General features: G+C 73.7%; 10 protein-coding genes. 7 read left to right on the top strand and 3 right to left on the bottom strand.

Annotated features, from left to right (window positions below; translation table 11 throughout):
• The first annotated feature begins 400 nt into the window (after positions 1-400).
• The 6 genes from ACFY3I_RS25390 (at position 401) to ACFY3I_RS25365 (ending at position 10543) form a co-directional block, all read left to right on the top strand.
• Positions 401-1705 carry a nucleotide disphospho-sugar-binding domain-containing protein gene (locus ACFY3I_RS25390; protein ID WP_390862910.1) on the top strand — a complete coding sequence of 435 codons (1305 nt, stop codon included), beginning with the start codon at positions 401-403 and terminating at the stop codon, positions 1703-1705.
• 449 nt (positions 1706-2154) lie between these two features.
• Positions 2155-3333 (top strand): acyl-CoA dehydrogenase family protein, encoded by a 1179-nt coding sequence (locus ACFY3I_RS25385; RefSeq protein WP_390862908.1) that lies wholly within the window; start codon positions 2155-2157, stop codon positions 3331-3333.
• A gap of 421 nt (positions 3334-3754) precedes the next feature.
• Positions 3755-5989, top strand: a complete 2235-nt coding sequence (locus ACFY3I_RS25380) for a tetratricopeptide repeat protein (protein ID WP_390862905.1) — start codon at positions 3755-3757, stop codon at positions 5987-5989.
• Between the two features lie 187 nt (positions 5990-6176).
• On the top strand, positions 6177-7742 hold the full coding sequence (locus ACFY3I_RS25375) for a phytoene desaturase family protein (RefSeq protein WP_390862903.1): 1566 nt from the start codon (positions 6177-6179) through the stop codon (positions 7740-7742).
• Positions 7743-7883: 141 nt separating this feature from the next.
• Positions 7884-8993 (top strand): NAD(P)H-dependent flavin oxidoreductase, encoded by a 1110-nt coding sequence (locus tag ACFY3I_RS25370; RefSeq protein WP_390862901.1) that lies wholly within the window; start codon positions 7884-7886, stop codon positions 8991-8993.
• The gene (locus ACFY3I_RS25365; protein ID WP_390862899.1) at positions 8990-10543 is read left to right on the top strand and encodes an acyl-CoA synthetase; all 1554 of its coding nucleotides are present in this window, start codon (positions 8990-8992) and stop codon (positions 10541-10543) included. The genes ACFY3I_RS25370 and ACFY3I_RS25365 overlap by 4 nt, the downstream gene beginning before the upstream one ends.
• An 18-nt stretch (positions 10544-10561) precedes the next feature.
• On the opposite strand, the gene ACFY3I_RS25360 is transcribed toward ACFY3I_RS25365, so the two are convergent.
• The 3 genes from ACFY3I_RS25360 to ACFY3I_RS25350 form a co-directional block, all read right to left on the bottom strand.
• Entirely contained in the window at positions 10562-13471 is a 2910-nt protein-coding gene (locus tag ACFY3I_RS25360) for an ATP-binding protein (protein WP_390862897.1), read from the bottom strand.
• 176 nt (positions 13472-13647) lie between these two features.
• The gene (locus ACFY3I_RS25355) at positions 13648-14664 is read right to left on the bottom strand and encodes a (-)-alpha-amorphene synthase (RefSeq protein ID WP_390862896.1); all 1017 of its coding nucleotides are present in this window, start codon (positions 14662-14664) and stop codon (positions 13648-13650) included.
• Complete coding sequence (locus tag ACFY3I_RS25350) at positions 14648-16105, bottom strand: cytochrome P450 (RefSeq protein WP_390862894.1); 1458 nt, start codon at positions 16103-16105, stop codon at positions 14648-14650. Before ACFY3I_RS25350 ends, ACFY3I_RS25355 begins: the two co-directional genes overlap by 17 nt.
• A gap of 281 nt (positions 16106-16386) precedes the next feature.
• Between ACFY3I_RS25350 and ACFY3I_RS25345 the strand changes: the two genes are divergently transcribed.
• Entirely contained in the window at positions 16387-17889 is a 1503-nt protein-coding gene (locus ACFY3I_RS25345; protein ID WP_390862892.1) for an acyl-CoA synthetase, read from the top strand.
• The last annotated feature ends 13 nt before the right edge of the window (positions 17890-17902 follow it).

The raw sequence follows: 17902 nt of genomic DNA, 5'->3' as shown, positions 1-17902 counted from the left end.
GGGGCGGTTCGCGGCCCCGCCGGTGCCACGCCCACGCCCGCCCGCACTCCCCGGCGGGTGTCCGCACCCCCGCCCGCACCCCAGGAGGTGTCCGGGTCGCGCGGGACGCCGGGCCAGGAGTACGGCAGCGACCGCCGACAGGTCTTCGTTCGGGGATCTGGCGGTGTCCCCGTAGGACGCACCTACGGTGTCGACCGGTATCACCCCCAGGGCCGCGGCACGCTTCCGGGCACCGGAGCCCGGACCGAGAGGCAGCCGATGAGAGCGCACCGCGACGGGTTCGACGGCGACACGGCGACGACCGCGCACGCCGGAGAACCGCCCCCGCACGCACCGGAGCCGTCCGGGCCCCGGACGGCCACCGGCCACCGGCTCCCGCCGCCAGGACGGCCGGCGCCCAATGGCTGACGACGCCCGGATCCTCTTCGTCCCCGGCGCCGCCGCCTGGGGGCCCTACAACTCGCTGCGGGCGATGGCCGAGGTGGTCCGCGGCCGGGGCCACCGGCCCGTGTTCGCGATGGACGGCGGCTTCCGCGGGGTCGCCGCCGCGCACGGCTTCGACGAGGAGGTGTACGACACCGTGCCGCCGCCCGCCGGCCCCGCCGCGGCCGGCCCGGCGACGTGGGCGTCCTGGGTGCGGGCCAACGCCGCGCACTTCCGCGGCACCACCCTGGAACAGCTCCGTACCGTGGTCCGTCCGCGCTGGGCGGAACTGGCGCGGGCCGCGCAGTACGCCCATCCCCGGCTGCGCGCGATCATCGAAGAGGTCCGGCCCGACCTGATCGTGGTGGACGACGTCGGCGCGGTCCCCTCGGTCGCCGCGTCCGGCACACCCTGGGTGCGGTCGGTGTCGGCGAACCCGCTGGAGCTGGCCGACCCCGGGCTGCCGCCCGCCTTCTCCGGCTACCCGGTGCGCGACCGCAGCGGCTGGGACGCCTTCCGTGCCGAGTACGCGGCCCTGCACGCCGGCCTGCACGCCGAGTTCGACGCCTACTGCACCGCGCAGGGCGCCCCGCCCCTGGAACCCCTGCGGTTCTCCCACGACTCGCCCTGGCTCAACCTCTACACCTACCCGAGCGCCCTGGACTACCCGCGTCCGGCGGAGTTCACCCGGCGCTGGCACCGTCTCGACACCGTGGTCCGTACCGGCGAACGCAGGTTCAGGGTGGCCGACCACCTGCCCGGCACCGGCCCCGTCGTCTACCTGTCCCTCGGCTCCCTCGGCTCGCTGGACACCCGGCTGCTCCAGCACGTGGTGGACGTGGTGGCCCGCACCGGACACCGCACGGTCGTCTCCATGGGTCCCTGCCACCACGAGGTCACCCTCGGCCCGAACATGTACGGGGAGCCGTTCCTGCCGCAGCCGGGTGTGCTGCCCGACTGCGACCTCCTCATCACCCACGGCGGCAGCAATACCCTGGGCGAAGGCGTCGCCGCGGGCCTGCCCATGATCGTCCTGCCACTGTTCCGGGACCACTACGACAACGCGCAGCGGGTCGCCGATCTCGGGTTCGGCGTCCGGGTGGACACCTACGGCTTCGATCCCGACACCCTGGTGGACACCATCGAGGAACTGCTCGCGGACGACGACCGCCGACAGCGTCTGGCCGAGGTCCGCGAGGACATCCGCCGCGCGCCGGGCGGGGAGGCCGGCGGCACGCTGATCGCCGATCTGGCCGCTTCCGTGACCCCGGTTCGGCGATGAGCGCAGCCGCTCCCACGAGGCTCGCCCTCGCCCGACCCGGCCGGCACGTGGGCGGCCCGGGCGACACTCCCGCACCCCCGTGCCGCCGCGCCGCGCGGAGCCCCACTCGCGGACCTGTCGCCGAACGCGTCCGAACCCGTCGGCGAACGCGTCCGGGACCGGCCGACGGAGGTGTACGAACCCGTCGGCGAATGCGTCCGACCCCGCCGGTGAGCGCGTCCGAACCCTCCGCCGAACACGTCCGGACCCGTCACCGAGCGCGTCCGGACCCGCCGGCGGACGTCCGGGCCCGGCGTCGGTGTCGGCCCGGCCCCGTTCGAACGCGGGGTACCCGGCCGTCCGGCCGGAGCGGACCGCGTCATGCCGGACCCGCGTCGCCATTCCCAATTTCTGGAACACGTTCTACGGTGTGCGCCGTCAGGACCGCCCGTGGGGAGCCTGGAGGCGCCGTGCACCTCGACCACACGCCCGAGCAGCAGCGGCTGCGCACCGAACTGCGCGCCTACTTCGCCGGCCTGGTGCCGGACAACGCCTACGCCCGCTACGCCGACCCGGCCGCGCAGAAACGCTTCTACCGGGAGACGGTCCGCCGGCTCGGCACGGACGGCTGGCTCGGCGTCGGCTGGCCGAAGGAGTACGGCGGCCGTGGCCTGACCGCGATGGAACAGTTCATCTTCTTCGACGAGGCCGCCCAGGCGGGCGTACCGCTCCCGCTGATGGCACTGAACACCGTCGGCCCGACGATCATGAGGTACGGCACGGACGAGCAGAAGGCGTACTTCCTGCCGCGCATCCTCTCCGGCGAGATCGACTTCGCCATCGGCTACAGCGAGCCCGACGCGGGCACCGACCTGGCCGCCCTGAAGACCCGGGCGGTCCGGGACGGCGACGAGTACGTCGTCGACGGGCAGAAGATCTGGACGACCAACGGCGACACCGCGGACTGGGTCTGGCTGGCCACCCGCACCGACCCGGCGGCCCCGCCGCACAAGGGCATCAGCATGCTCCTGGTGCCGACCGCCGACCCCGGCTACTCCTGCACCGTCATCAACACCCTCGCCTCCCACGACACCACCGCCAGCTACTACGAGAACGTCCGCGTCCCCGTCTCCCGCCGGGTCGGCGAGGAGAACCAGGGCTGGCGGCTGATCACCAACCAGCTCAACCACGAACGCGTCACCCTCGCCGCCCACGGCACCATGGCGATCCGCGCCCTGCACGACGTGCAGCGCTGGGCCATGGAGACCAAGCTCGCCGACGGCCGCCGCGTCGTCGACCTGCCCTGGGTGCGGCGCAACCTGGCCCGCACCCACACCCGCCTGGACGCCATGAAACTGATGAACTGGCAGATGGTGACCGCCGTACAGGAGGGCACCCTCACCCCGCAGGACGCCTCCGCCGTCAAGGTCTACGGCTCCGAGGCCCGCCGTGACGCCTACGCCTGGCTGATGGAGATCGCCGGCGCGGCGGGCCCGCTGAAGGAGGGCTCGGCCGGCGCGGTCCTCCACGGCGACCTGGAACGCGGCTACCGCTCGGCGGTCATCTTCACCTTCGGCGGCGGCAACAACGAGATCCAGCGGGAGATCATCTCGTGGATCGGACTGGGGATGCCGCGCGTCCGGCGCTAGGTGTGTCGCCCCGGCAGGCCGGTGACGCGGCCGGCGGGTGTGCGGCCGTCGTCGCCCGCGCACGAGGTGCCACGGCGGCGCGTGGTCCGTCCGGCGTACGCCCGTCTGCCGCCGTACGCCCACGAGGTCTACGACCGGCCGGCCCCGGAGCGGCTGTCGTGCCCCGGGCACCGCGCGTCGCCCGCACCACACCGCGCCGTGTTCCCGCACGTCCGCGTCGGCCACTTCCGTCCAAACACGGACCGCGCACCATGGCGGGGCTCGGCCCCGGCGTGCGCCCCGCACCGTACAAATTCGGGCATTAGACCGCCATACTGGACGACCAAGGGGAGTGTCACGGAACGGGCCGGCTCGGCGCGGCCGCTCCTGACCGCGTCCCCGGGGCGGGCGGTGCGGTGGCGACGGGGGGCGACGGCGCGCGATGGCTGACAGCAGGCTGGTCCAGGAACGGTACCGGCTTCTCGACCTGATCGGGCGGGGCGGGATGGGCGAGGTGTGGCGGGCCCGTGACGAGTCCCTCGGCCGGCAGGTGGCCGTGAAGTGCCTCAGACCGGCGAGCCCGCACCACGACCAGGCGTTCACCCGCGTTCTGCGGGAACGGTTCCGCCGCGAGGCGCGCGTCGCCGCGGGCCTGTCCCACCGCGGGGTGACCGTCGTCCACGACTTCGGCGAGCACGAGGGCGTCCTCTACCTCGTGATGGAACTGCTGGACGGCCGCAACCTGAGCCAGCTCCTGGAGGACAACAAGCACCATCCGCTGCCCGTCGGCGACGTCGTGGACATCGCCGAGCAGGTCGCCGCGGCCCTGGCCTACACCCATCAACAGGGCGTCGTGCACCGGGACCTGAAGCCCGCCAACATCATGCGGCTCACCGACGGCACGGTGAAGCTGTGCGACTTCGGCATCGCCCGCCTCGGCCACGACATCGGCCTCACCTCCCGGCTGACCGGCACCGGCGTCGCCATGGGCACCCCGCACTACATGTCACCGGAGCAGATCGGCGGCACCGAGGTCGACCAGCGCAGCGACCTGTACTCCCTGGGCTGCGTGCTGTACGAGATCGCCACCGGGGCACCGCCGTTCGACCTCGCCGACGCGTGGGCGATCCTCATCGGCCACCGCGACACCCCGCCCGCGCCGCCCCGCCGCCACCGCGCCGACCTGCCCGGCTGGTTCGAGAACGTGGTCCTGGACCTGCTGGCCAAACGCCCCGAGCAAAGGCCCTACGACGCGCGGGAACTGGGGCACCGGATCACCGCAGGGCGCACGACACCCCCGTACGTCCCCACCGTCGTCACCGCGCGGCCTCGACTGCGGCCCGCGGAAACGGTGTTCCGGGAGCCCCGGCTGCCGTCCTGGACCCGGGGCATGACCACCGGCCGCAAGGCGGCCGGCACCGGCCTGCGCGCCGCCCCGCCCGATCCGGCGGCCGGGCTCACGGGGGAGTGGACGACCAGCCCGGCCGCCGGGAGCGCCGGCCCGCTGCTCGCCGAGACCGCCCCCGACCTGACGGCCCTCACCGCGCTGGCCGGCCGGCACCACACCGGCCTCGGCCTCGGGCGGCTGGGACGCTGGGCCGAGGCGGGCGAGGTGCACCGCGGCGTCGCCGCCGAGCGCGCCCGCCTCCTCGGCGCCGACCACCCCGACACCCTGGCCAGCCGGTACGAGATCGCCTTCGCCCTGAGCCGCACCGGCCGCGCCGCCGACGCCCTGCACGCGTACACCGAGGTCACCCGCGCCCGGGAGGGCCGGCTCGGCGCCGACCACCCCGACACCCTGGCCGCCCGTCAGGAAACGGCCTACGTCCTCGGCCAGTTGGGCCGGCACTTCGAAGCCCACCAGACCTATACGGCCGTACTCGCCGTCCGGCAGCGGCTGATGGGCCCGGACCACCCCGACACCCTGCGCTGCCGGCACAACCTCGCCTACAACCTGAGCAGGCTGGGCCGGCTGGAGGACTCGTACCGCATGGCGCACGACGTGGCCGGCGCCCGCGCCCGCGTCCTCGGCCCGCGACACCCCGACACCCTGGTGACCCGTTACGAAGTCGGTTACGCACTCGGTCAGTTGGGGCGCTGGGAGGAGGCGCTGGAGACCTATCGCGAGGTCGCCGAGGCACGCTCCGGGACCCTCGGTCCGGACCATCCCGACACTCTCGCCGCGCGCTACGAGGTGGGCATCAGCCTCGGCCGCCTGGGCCGCAGCGCCGACGCGCTCGCCCTCTACCGCGCCCTGATCGACGACCGCACCCGCGTCCAGGGCCCCGACCACCCCGAGACCCTGCGCGCCCGCCACGGCCACGGCGTGAACCTCGGCCGCCTCGCCCGCTGGGAGGAGGCCCTCGCGGAGTCCCGGGACGTGTGCGCCCTGCGCGACCGGGTCCTCGGCCCCGACCATCCGGACTCACTGGTCAGCCGCCGCGAGGTGGCGGTCGGCCTGGGCTGGCTCGGCCGCTGGGCGGAGGCGCTGACCGAGTACCGGCGGGTGGCCGTCGCCCGGGAGCGCGTCCTCGGCCCGGACCACCCGGACACCCTCGCCAGCCGCAACGACGAGGCGCACTGTCTCGAGCAGTTGGGGCGGGGCGCGGAGGCGGTGGCGCTGTACCGGCGGGTGGCGGTACGGCGCCAGCAGCGGGCGTCGGGCGGACTGCCGTGACGCCGAACGCCCCCGCGGGGAGCGCGGGGCTGTGTCGATGTGCGGCCGCACCATGTGGGCGGGACCCACCACATACCGCCCGTACGGTTACGCGGTCCGAGTCCCTGCGTGTCGAAACCGGCCTCCCCCAGCGGAGCGAACCGGCACGCCTCTTACCCAGCTAGATCATCATGTGTTACGAAGAACCATGCCCCCTGCCACGGAAGCATCCCGGACCTACGACGTCGTCATCGTCGGCGGCGGCCACAACGGCCTGGTCGCGGCGGCCTACCTGGCCCGGGCCGGGCGCACCGTACTGGTGCTGGAGCGGCTGGCCCGCACCGGGGGCGCCGCCGTCTCCACCCGCCCCTTCGCCGGCGTCGACGCGCGGCTGTCGCGCTACTCCTACCTGGTCAGCCTGCTGCCCCGGAAGATCGTCCGCGACCTGGGACTGAACTTCCGGGTCCGCGGCCGGACCGTCTCGTCGTACACGCCCGTGGAGCGGGACGGACGCTCCACCGGACTGCTGGTCGGCGGCGGTGAGCGGCGTATCCGCGAGGCGTTCGAACGGCTGACCGGGGGCAAGGAGGAGTACCAGGCCTGGCAGCGGTTCTACGCGATGACCGGCAAGGTCGCCGAACGTGTCTTCCCGACGCTCACCGACCCGCTGCCCGCGCGCGAGGAGCTGCGCCGCCGGATCGACGACGAGGCCGCCTGGCGGGCCCTGTTCGAGGAGCCGATCGGCGTCGCCATCGAGCAGGACTTCAGCGACGACCTGGTCCGCGGGGTCGTCCTCACGGACGCGCTGATCGGCACGTTCGCCGACGCGCACGACCCCTCGCTGCGGCAGAACCGCTGCTTCCTCTACCACGTCATCGGCGGCGGCACCGGCGCCTGGGACGTGCCGGTCGGCGGCATGGGCGCGCTCACCGACGCGCTGGCCGCGGCCGCCCGCGCGGCGGGCGCGGTCCTGGCCACCGGACACGAGGCGGTACGGATCGAGACGGACGGCCGGGCCGCCGAGGTCGCCTACCGCACCGCCGACGGCGAGGGTGTCGTCGGCGCGCGGCACGTCCTGGTCAACGCCGCCCCGCAGGAGCTCGCCGCCCTCACCGGCGACCCGGCCCCGGAGCCGGCCGAGGGCGCCCAGCTCAAGGTGAACATGCTGCTGAAGCGGCTGCCCCGGCTGCGCGACACCGCCGTCGACCCGCGTGAGGCGTTCTCCGGCACCTTCCACATCGCCGAGGGTTACGAGCAGCTGGCCGCCGCCCACGCCGACGCCGCGGCCGGCCGGCTTCCGGCCGCACCGCCTTCGGAGATCTACTGCCACTCGCTGACCGACCCCAGCATCCTGGGCCGGGAGCTGGCGGAGCGCGGGTACCAGACGCTCACCCTCTTCGGTCTGCACACGCCGGCCCGCCTCTTCGCCGACGACAACGACGCCGCGCGCGCGGAACTGCTGCGGTCCACCGTCGCCCAGCTGGACGCCCATCTCGCCGAGCCGCTGGTGGACTGCCTCGCCCTGGACGCGGACGGGCGCCCCTGCATCGAGGCGAAGACCCCCCTGGACCTCGAACGCGACCTGCGGCTGCCCGGCGGCAACATCTTCCACCGCGACCTGTCCTGGCCCTACGCCCAGGACGGCACCGGTCGCTGGGGCGTGGAGACCCGGCACGCCAACGTCCTGCTGTGCGGGGCGGGCGCGGTGCGCGGCGGCGGGGTGAGCGGGGTGCCCGGGCACAACGCGGCGATGGCGGTGCTGGAGGCGGACTGACCGCCGGGTGCCAGGACCGGTCCGCCGGCCGGCACGGGAACCGGCCGGCGCAGCGGGTCGGGGCGGGCCGGCGCAGCGATAATCTGACGGAGCATCAGAAAAACTCTTCCGTCGGCCGGTGGACTGCGGCATCCTGCGCCCATGCAGACGGAGCTGAGCAAGACCCTGGGAGTCGAGCACGCCGTCTTCGGCTTCACGCCGTTCCCCGCCGTCGCCGCGGCCATCAGCCGGGCCGGCGGATTCGGGGTGCTCGGCGCGGTCCGCTACACCGCCCCCGACGACCTCAAACGCGACCTCGACTGGATCGAGGCACACGTCGACGGGAAGCCGTACGGGCTGGACGTCGTGATGCCCGCCAAGAAGGTCGAAGGCGTCAGCGAGGCCGACGTCGAGGCGATGATCCCGGACGGACACCGCCGGTTCGTGCGGGACACCCTCGCCAAGTACGGGGTGCCCGAGCTGGCCGAGGGCGAGGCGTCCGGGTGGCGGATCACCGGCTGGATGGAGGAGGTCGCCCGCACCCAGCTCGACGTCGCCTTCGACTACCCGATCCGGCTGCTGGCCAACGCCCTCGGCTCGCCGCCCGCCGACGTCGTCGACCGAGCCCACGGCCAGGACGTCCTGGTCGCCGCCCTCGCGGGCAGCGCCCGGCACGCCGTCAAGCACCGGGACGCCGGCATCGACGTGGTCGTGGCACAGGGCTACGAGGCCGGCGGCCACACCGGCGAGATTGCCACCATGGTGCTCACCCCCGAGGTCGTCGACGCCGTCGCCCCGCTGCCCGTACTGGCCGCGGGCGGAATCGGCAGCGGCCGGCAGGTGGCGGCCGCGCTGAGTCTCGGCGCCCAGGGTGTGTGGCTGGGCTCCATATGGCTGACCGTCACCGAGGCCGATCTCTCCTCGCCGGCCGTGACCCGCAAGCTGCTCGCCGCCGGCTCCGGCGACACGGTCCGCTCCCGCGCCCTGACCGGGAAACCGGCACGTCAGCTGCGCACCGAGTGGACGGACGCCTGGGACGACCCGAACGGCCCCGGCGCCCTCCCCATGCCCCTGCAGGGCCTGCTGGTCGCCGAGGCCGTGTCCCGCATCCAGAAACACGAGGTCGAGTCCCTGCTGGGCACCCCCGTGGGCCAGATCGTCGGCCGCATGACCGACGAACGCAGCGTGCGGGCCGTCTTCGACGACCTCACCCGCGGCTTCGAGAAGGCCGTCGACCGCATCAACCGCATCGCCGGAAGGAGCGCCACGTGACCAGCACGCCCCCCGCCGGATTCTGGGCCCAGGCCGCCGCCGACCCCGACCGCACCGTGCTCGTCGCCCCCGACGGCGAGGAATGGAGCGCCGGCCGCCTGCACGCGGACGCCAACCGGCTCGTCCACGGACTGCGCGCCGCGGGCCTGGAGCGCGGCGACGCCTTCGCGGCCGTCCTGCCCAACGGGCCCGAGTTCCTCACCGCCTACCTGGCCGCCAGCCAGGCCGGCCTCTACCTGGTACCCGTCAACCACCACTTCGTCGGCCCGGAGATCGCCTGGATCGTCTCCGACTCCGGCGCCAAGGTACTGCTCGCCCACGAACGCTTCGCCGGCCCCGCCCGCCAGGCCGCCGACGAGGCCGGGCTCCCGGCCGCCCGGCGGTACGCCGTCGGCGCGGTCGAGGGCTTCCGGCCGTACGCCGAACTCCTCGCCGGACAGCCCGGGTCGGCCCCCGCCGACCGTGAACTCGGCTGGGTCATGAACTACACCTCGGGCACCACCGGCCGCCCCCGCGGCATCCGCCGCCCGCTGCCCGGCCGGCTGCCCGAGTCGGCCTACCTCGGCGGTTTCCTCGGCATCTTCGGCATCCAGCCCTTCGGCGGCAACGTGCACCTGGTCTGCTCGCCGCTCTACCACACGGCGGTCCTCCAGTTCGCGGGCGCGTCCCTGCACATAGGCCACCGCCTCGTCCTCATGGACAAGTGGACCCCGGAGGAGATGCTCCACCTCATCGACGCACACCACTGCACCCACACCCATATGGTCCCCACCCAGTTCCACCGCCTGCTCGCCCTCCCCGAACAGGTGCGCGCCCGCTACGACGTCTCCTCGATGCGGCACGCCATCCACGGCGCCGCCCCCTGCCCGGACCACGTCAAGCGGGCGATGCTCGACTGGTGGGGGCCGAGCGTCGAGGAGTACTACGCGGCCAGCGAGGGCGGCGGCGCCTTCGCGACCGCCGAGGACTGGCTCAAGAAGCCCGGCACGGTCGGCAAGGCCTGGCCGATCAGCGAACTCGCGGTCTTCGACGACGACGGCGACCGGCTGCCGCCCGGTGAACTCGGCACCGTCTACATGAAGATGAACACCGGCGGCTTCTCCTACCACAAGGATGAGGCGAAGACGCGGAAGAACCGCATCGGTGACTTCTTCACCGTCGGCGACCTCGGCTACCTCGACGAGGACGGCTACCTCTTCCTGCGCGACCGCAAGATCGACATGATCATCTCCGGCGGGGTCAACATCTACCCAGCCGAGATCGAGTCCGCTCTCCTGTCCCACCCCGCCGTCGCCGACGCCGCCGCCTTCGGCATCCCGCACGACGACTGGGGCGAGGAGGTCAAGGCCGTCGTCGAACCCGCGCCGGGACACGAACCGGGCCCCGGCCTCGCCGCCGCCCTCCTCGCCCACTGCGCGGAACGGCTCGCCGGCTACAAGCGGCCGAGGAGCGTCGACTTCATCGCCGAGATGCCCCGCGACCCCAACGGCAAGCTCTACAAGCGCCGCCTCCGGGACCCGTACTGGGAGGGCCGCACCCGCCAGGTGTGAGCCGCCCGGCCGTCGGCCTCACAGGTGCCGGCCCGTCCGGTCCGCCAGGAACCCGGCGAGGCCGGCGGCGTCGGTGCCGATCTTGCGGTAGACCCGGGACAGCAGTTGCCGCACGCCCTGCTCGGTGAGGCCCAGCTCCTTGGCCACCACCGCCACCGGCTGTCCCCGGGCGGTCAGTTCGGCGGTCCGCAGCTCCTGGGTGTCCAGCGTCTCGGCCTGCGCGTAGCGCAACGGCAGCGGCCGCAGCCCGGCCGCCGACAGCTCGCCCCTGGCCCGGGCGGCGAGCGCCTCGGCGCCGCAGTGGACGGCTCCCTCCAGCCCCTGGTAGAGCCGGTCCGCGGCCTCCTGCAGTCGGCCGTTGCGCGCGAGCGCGGCTCCGTGGCCGACCTGGGCGCGGGCGAGTTCGTAGGCGGCCGGCGACTGCTCCAGGTGGTCGACGGCCTCCGCGTACAGATCGAGGGCGGCGGGCCCGCAGGTCACCTCGGCCAGGGCGTGCAGGGCCTGGCCGACGGTGGAGGCGGCCCCGAACTCCCGCGCCCGCCGGACGGCTTCGCGGGCGTGCCCGGCCGCCTCCCGCGGCGCGGTGGGGGCGAGCGCGGCGGCCAGATGCAGCTGCCAGGGACACCAGGAGGGATTGCGCCAGGCCCGCCCGTCCAGCCACTCTCCGACCGAGAGCAGCAGCGGCGCCGCCTCGGCGTGCCGTCCCTCCGCCAGCAGCAGTTCCGCGTACACGGTGCGGGGGTCGGGATAGATGACGGCGTTCGGGGGCGCCGCGCCGAACCCGTGCCGGTCGGCGAGCGCACGGGCCTCGGCGACCCGTCCACGGGCGATCAGGGTCTGGATCAGGATGCCGACGGCGAACCACTGCGCGGGCACGGCCCCTTCCACCCGGTCGGCGATCCGCAGCCCCCGCAGTTCGAGGTCCTCGGCCTCGGCCAGACAGCCGCGCCGGTACCGGATGTAGCCGGCCAGGGTGTGACCGAGGGCCAGATGGGAGCCGCACCACCCCTTGGCCACGCACTCGGCGATCCCCCGGTCGAACAGTTCCTCGGCCCGGCGCGGCCGGTCGCCGTACAGGAAGACCAGCGCGACCGAGGCGGGCACCTCGAAGCCCCGGTTCTCGTCGGTCCAGCTCATGCCGCCCTCCAGCGCCTTCTCCGCGTAGCCGAGGGCGGTGCGGCGCGGTTCGCCGCGCATGACCGCGTCCCAGGCCCGCAGGCCCAGGATGTAGCGCTCCTCCAGACGGCGGCCGGGCAGGTGCTCGGCGAGCCGCGCCAGCCGCCGGGAGCGGGCGGGTGAGTCCCGGTCGTCGGCGCGGAACATGCCCCAGACGAACCGGTCGGCCTGCATCCGCAGTCTGACCCGCGGATTCGGGGCCCGCCCGGCCTCCTCGGTGGCGACGCGTTCCGCCTCGGCCATCTGGTCGGTGTGGGCCAGCGCCTGCGTCAGCCGGAAGACGAGGGAGGCGTGCAGGTCGGGGTCGACGTCGGGTTCCGCGAGCGCCTGCCGCAGATGCCGCACCGTGGCGGTGGGTTCGATCAGGAAGGTGGCGCAGGCGAGTTCGTGCAGGATCGCGGCACGGTCGCGGGGGCGGGGCGGTTCCCGCAGCGCCCGGTCCAGCAGCCGGCCGGCCGCCTCGGTGGCCCCGGCGCGAAGGTAGGCGCGGGCGGCCTCGCGCAGACACTCGACCGTCTCGGCGCTTCCCTCGCAGGGGACCTCCAGCAGATGGCGGGCCGCGCCGGCGGCCCCGTACCCGGCGGCCAGGACCGCCTGTGCGGCGGCGTCGTGCAGGCCGGCCCGGAAGTCCGTGCCGATGGACTCGTAGATCGTCGTGGCGATCAGCGGATGGACGAACTCCAGCTCGCCCTCGGGGCCGTGGCCCTCCGCCAGGATCCGGGCCGCGCGCAGCTTGCGGACCGCCTCGGCCGCGGCCTGATCCCCGAGGACCGCGACGGTCGCGGCGAGCCGCGGCGCGAAGGGCGAGCCCAGCACGGCCGCGGTGTGCGCGAACCGCACGGTCGCCGTGCCGAGGCGCTCCAGACGCGCGATCAGCCCCGGCCCCTTGACCGCCGCGGCGAGTTCACGCATCGCCGTCAGGTCGGACTCGGTTCCGCCCAGCCTCCGCTCGGCGAGCCGGATGGCCAGTTCCACCGCCTCGAAGGGGCTTCCGCCGGTGGCCGACCAGCACTCCTTGCAGAACCGGTCCTCGGCCGCCGCCCCGATCTCGCCCCTGACGATCTGCGCCACCCCGTCGGCGGTGAGCGGGGCCAGGCCGTGCGGGCGGTCCCCGTGGTCCGCGACCAGGGCACGCAACCCGTCGGCCTCGGACGGCAGTTCGTCGGGACGGTAGGCGACGACGATCAGCAGCGGCAGGTCCTCGACCCGGGCGGCGAAGGAGGCGAGCCAGCTCAGCGACTCGGTGTCCGCCCAGTGCAGGTCGTCCAGGAGCAGGACGACGGGCGCCCGCTGCACCGTCAGACGCGTCATGACCCAGTCGAGGCCCTCGCGGACCCCGGTCGGATCGGGCGCCGGAACGGCCCCCCGCGCCTCCAGGCCGAGCACGGCGGCGACGACGTCGTACCAGCTGCCGAGGAAGGCGTGCAGCTGTGCTTCGTCCATCCGCGCCAGCGACGGCTGCATCAACTGACGTACGACACGGAACGCCGACCCCTGCTCCGACTCGCCGCCCCGGCCCGACAGCACGGTGAGACCGGCTGCCGCGGCCCGGTCCCGGGCCTCCGTGACGAGTGCGGTCTTGCCCAGTCCGGCCCGGCCGGTCAGCGCGAGCAGCCCCTTGCGCCTGGCGCGCGGCACCCCGTCCGTGGTGTTCCTGAGCTCCTGGAACGCCGCGTCCAGAGCCCTGAGTTCCCGTTGGCGCTCGATCAACGTCCGCCGGTCGGTGACCGGTTGCCGCGGCTCCGTCGCCATGTGCCGTACTGCTTTCTGTCGTTCGGCCCAGGGCAGCCGAGCGTACGCCCAGACCTGGTACGACCGGCCGAATTGCGCACCATAGGGTGAATCATGAAGCGGGTGCGGGATGATCTCCGATCTCCTGGTATTGGACCCCTGCGACCGGGTCCGGGCGGTACCGTCGCCGGCGCGGGTCAGGTGCCGTCCGCGACGGCGGGCACCGACACCACGTCCGCGTACCGGGGCACGGTGCGGGACCAGTGGTAGCAGCCGCCGATCCAGCCGGCCATGCCGTCCACGTATCCGACGCCCGCGGGGCTCAGCTCCGGTTCGACCTCGCCGTACAGCCGCTGGAACTCCTCGATGGCGGCGTTGATCTGCCGGATCGCCCGGACGACCGCGGCCTGCAGCGAGCACCGGTGTTCGCGCTGATGGGCCAGGGCCAGATTGATGATCCCGCCCGACCGCTGCTCCTTCACCGCGGAGAACAGGTCGGGTATCCACACGGCCGCGTCGGCCGACAGCCTGCCCAGCCGCCGCACCACGGGGTGGTGGAGTTCGGCGGGGGAGAGCTCGTGCGGCTGGGCGGCCTCGCACAGCGGGTGGAACGGCTCGACGCCCGCGGTCAGCGACCGTACCGAGGCGCAGTCGCCCGCCCGCAGGAGGCGGGGCTGGGCCTGCGCCACCGCCTCGTACAGGAGGCCGTGCACGTACTCACGGCTCCTGGAGGCCCACCGCGCGGCCTGACCCGGGGTGCACCGCTCCCGGACCTGCCGGTACAGGTCGGCCAGGGCCGCGCCGAGGAGGGTGCCGGGCGGCCGGTCGTCGCGCAGGACCGCGACGCTCTCGCACAGCATCGGCACCAGCCCGCCCGGTGAGCTCCCGCCGACCTCCTCGGCACGGTCGTCGAAGACGAACTGGTAGGCGATCTGGACGGCCACGATCCGCAGCAGCGCGGCGTCCATGGTGGGGCTGTTGCGGGACGCGAGCTCGGCGGGCCGGGTGCGGGCGATCATCGCCGCCACCCCGGGTTCGGCGCTCAGGCCCCACCGGTCCAGCCAGGCGTCGACACCTGCGGCGGCCTCGGCCTCGTGGGGATTGCGCCGGAAGGGGAAGGGCATGTGGAGGCGGGAGTCGATCAGATCCCGGAGGTTGGCGGCCGGGGCGTCCTCCAGTACAGCGGCCGTGCGGTCCTCATGGGTTGCCGACAACGTGATCACCTGCCGTTCGGTAGTCCGGGACGTCGGGGGCGGCCGCGGTCCGGGGCTGCGCGACCGACGGCCCGCGGGAGCGGGACTCGCACGTCATGACGAGGTGGCGCGGGCCCAGGGTGATCGCCGGGCGCGGTGCCCGTTCTGCGGCACCCGGCAGGTGGCGAAGGCGCCGGCGGCCGGCGATGGTGGCGAGCGCCAGGGTGATCTCCACCATGGCGAACTCGTCGCCGAGGCACTTGCGGCTGCCCGCGGAGAACGGCACCGTCGCGCGGCGCTGTGCGGCGGTGGTCCGTCCCGGCAGCCAGCGGCCCGGGTCGAAGCGCTCGGGGTCCGGGAACCACGCCGGGTCGTGGTGCAGGAGGTAGGGGCTGTAGAGCACGGTGGCTCCCTCAGGGAGCCGTAGCCCGGCGAGTTCCGTCTCCCGGGTGGTGACGCGGGTGAAGAGCCAGCCGGGCGAGGAGTGGCGCAGTGTCTCCGACACGACGCACCGGGTGTGCACGAGCCGCGGCAGGTCGTCGGGGCCGGGGCGGCGGCCGTCCGGGAGGACGGCGTCGACCTCGGCGTGCAGCAGACGCTCGGCCTCCGGGTTGCGGGCCAGCAGGCCGAAGGCGGCGGCCAGCGCCAGCGCCGAGGTCTCGGCACCGGTGAGCAGCAGCGTGATCAGATGGTCGTGGATGTCCTGGTCGGTGACGGCCGTCGCGCCGCGGCCGTCGCGGGCGGCCACCAGCAGCGTGCCGAGCACGTCGTCGTGGCCGGCGCCGTGCCGGCGTCCCGCGATCGCCGTGTCGATGATCGCGTGCAGCCGGGAAAGGGCGTGCCGGTAGCGGCGGTTGGCGGGTGTGGGCAGGCGGAAGAGGACGTCGACCGGGACGACCGTGCGCAGGAACAGGCCGCGGACGACTTCGGCGAGACAGTCCCGCACCTCGGCGGTCGTGCGGTCGTCCAGGGAGTCGGAGAGCAGGACCCGGCTGATCACACGGGTGGTGAGGGTCGTCATCGCCGCGGTGACCGGCACACTCGCGCCCGGTCGCCAGTCCTCGCACACCGCTTCGGCCTCCTCGGTGACGAGGTCCGTCCAGGCGGCGGCACGGGAGGGACGGAAGGCGGGTTGCAGCAGCCGGCGCTTGTCCCGGTGGGCCGGCCGCCGGCAGGTGACGAGACCGTCGCCCATCAGCTTCCCGAGCCGGTCGTACAGCGGGCCCCCCTTGTCGAAGGTCTCCGGATCCATGAGCACCTCGTGGGTCAGCTCCGGACGGCACGCCATCCAGGCACGCTGGGGACCCAGCCGTATCTCGACCAGATCGCCGTGCGCGGGCAGCGAATTCAGAAACGCCAGCGGCCGTCGGTAGAAAGCGATACCGTGGCCGAGGAGAGGGAATATGCCGGGAGCAGTACCTGCCGTCCATGTGTGTTTCGCTTCAGGCGCGGCGCGGTCCATGGAAGCCTCCTGCCCGGTGCTTCTCGGGAAATTGAGTGAACCTGGCTCGGGTTGAACGCCCGGGACAAGTCCTGCCCAGGTTCCATGCCTTCGGGTTCCCCGAAACCCTTCGCCAAAGGGGCGCACGGGAGCACGCCGAAGCAGAATTCCACCCGCTCCGCACGACAGTTGATGCCCGGGGAAACCAATGAGATTCGGGTCGAAGCGGTCGAGCCGGGTACGCGCGGGTGCGGTGCCCTGGCGCTTGACCTCTCCCGGCCACGGACCGAGGATCATGAGTCATGACGCACGGACAGGGCAGCACGGTCGACGGGGTGCTGCGCCGCAGCGCCCGGCGCACCCCCGCGCGGGTGGCGCTGGAGTACGGCGAGCGCCGGTGGACCTACCAGGAACTCGACGACGCGGTCTCCCGGGCGGCGAGCGTCCTGCTCGGCCAGGGTCTGGTCCGCGGCGACCGGGTCGGCACCTACGGGCACAACTCGGACGCCTACCTGATCACGTTCCTCGCCTGCGCCCGGGCCGGCCTCGTGCACGTACCGGTCAACCAGAACCTGACCGGTGACGAACTGGCCTACGTCGTCGGCCAGTCGGGCAGCGCCTTGGTGCTCGCCGACCCCGCACTCGCCGGCCGGCTCCCGGCCGGGGCACGGGTGCTGCCGCTGCGGGACGCCGACGGCTCGCTCCTGGCCCGGCTCGCGGACGCGCCGGCCTACGACGGCCCCGAACCGCGGACCGAGGACCTCGTGCAGCTGCTCTACACCTCGGGGACCACGGCGCTGCCCAAGGGCGCGATGATGACCCACCGGGCACTGGTACACGAGTACCTGAGCGCGATCGCCGCCCTCGACCTGAGCGCCGGGGACCGGCCCGCGCACGCGCTGCCGCTCTACCACTCCGCCCAGATGCACGTGTTCCTGCTGCCCTACCTGGCGGTCGGCGCTACCAACATCGTCCTGGACGGCCCGGACGGCGACACCCTCCTCGACCTGATCGAGACCGGGCGCGTGGACAGCCTCTTCGCACCGCCCACCGTGTGGATCGGACTCTCCAACCGGCCCGACTTCGCCTCCCGCGACCTGGGCGGACTGCGCAAGGCCTACTACGGGGCGTCGGTCATGCCGGTGCCGGTCCTGGAACGGCTGCGCGAACGGCTGCCGGACCTGGCCCTGTTCAACTGCTTCGGGCAGAGCGAGATCGGACCGCTGGCGACCGTGCTGGCGCCCGAGGAGCACAAGGGGCGGCTGGACTCCTGCGGCCGGACCGTGCTGTTCGTGGAGGCCCGGGTGGTCGACGAGGACGGCCGGGACGTGCCCGACGGCACCCCCGGTGAAATCGTCTACCGGTCACCGCAGTTGTGCGAGGGGTACTGGGAGAAGCCCGAGGAGACCCAGGAGGCATTCCGGGACGGCTGGTTCCACTCCGGAGACCTCGCGGTACGCGACGCCCACGGCTTCTTCACCATCGTCGACCGGGTGAAGGACGTCATCAACTCCGGCGGCGTCCTGGTCGCCTCCCGGCAGGTCGAGGACGCGCTCCACACCCACGAGGCCGTCGCCGAGGCCGCCGTGATCGGTCTGCCCGACGAGCGGTGGATCGAGGCGGTGACGGCCGTCGTCGTGGCCCGGGGCGAGGTCGGCGAGGCCGAGCTGATCGCCCACGTGAAGGAGAAGATCCCCGCCTTCAAGGCACCCAAGCGGGTGCTGTTCGTGGACGCGCTGCCCCGCAACGCCAGCGGGAAGATCCTCAAGCGCGAGCTGCGCCGACGCCACGGAGACGCGTCGTGAGGATCCAAGACGT

It is taken from the genome of Streptomyces sp. NPDC001068 (assembly GCF_042897315.1).
Classification (GTDB): Bacteria; Actinomycetota; Actinomycetes; order Streptomycetales; family Streptomycetaceae; genus Streptomyces.
Note: the sequence above shows the minus strand (reverse complement) of the source record. Positions and strands in the feature narration are given on the sequence as shown.

Bases quoted from the DNA above. Each gene is read 5' to 3' on its own strand.
- ACFY3I_RS25390 (WP_390862910.1), top strand. From the start codon at position 401: ATGGCTGACGACGCCCGGATCCTCTTCGTCCCCGGCGCCGCCGCCTGG.
- ACFY3I_RS25380 (WP_390862905.1), top strand. From the start codon at position 3,755: ATGGCTGACAGCAGGCTGGTCCAGGAACGGTACCGGCTTCTCGACCTG.
- ACFY3I_RS25375 (WP_390862903.1), top strand. From the start codon at position 6,177: ATGCCCCCTGCCACGGAAGCATCCCGGACCTACGACGTCGTCATCGTC.
- ACFY3I_RS25370 (WP_390862901.1), top strand. From the start codon at position 7,884: ATGCAGACGGAGCTGAGCAAGACCCTGGGAGTCGAGCACGCCGTCTTC.
- ACFY3I_RS25360 (WP_390862897.1), bottom strand. From the start codon at position 13,471: ATGGCGACGGAGCCGCGGCAACCGGTCACCGACCGGCGGACGTTGATC.
- ACFY3I_RS25350 (WP_390862894.1), bottom strand. From the start codon at position 16,105: ATGGACCGCGCCGCGCCTGAAGCGAAACACACATGGACGGCAGGTACT.
- ACFY3I_RS25345 (WP_390862892.1), top strand. From the start codon at position 16,387: ATGACGCACGGACAGGGCAGCACGGTCGACGGGGTGCTGCGCCGCAGC.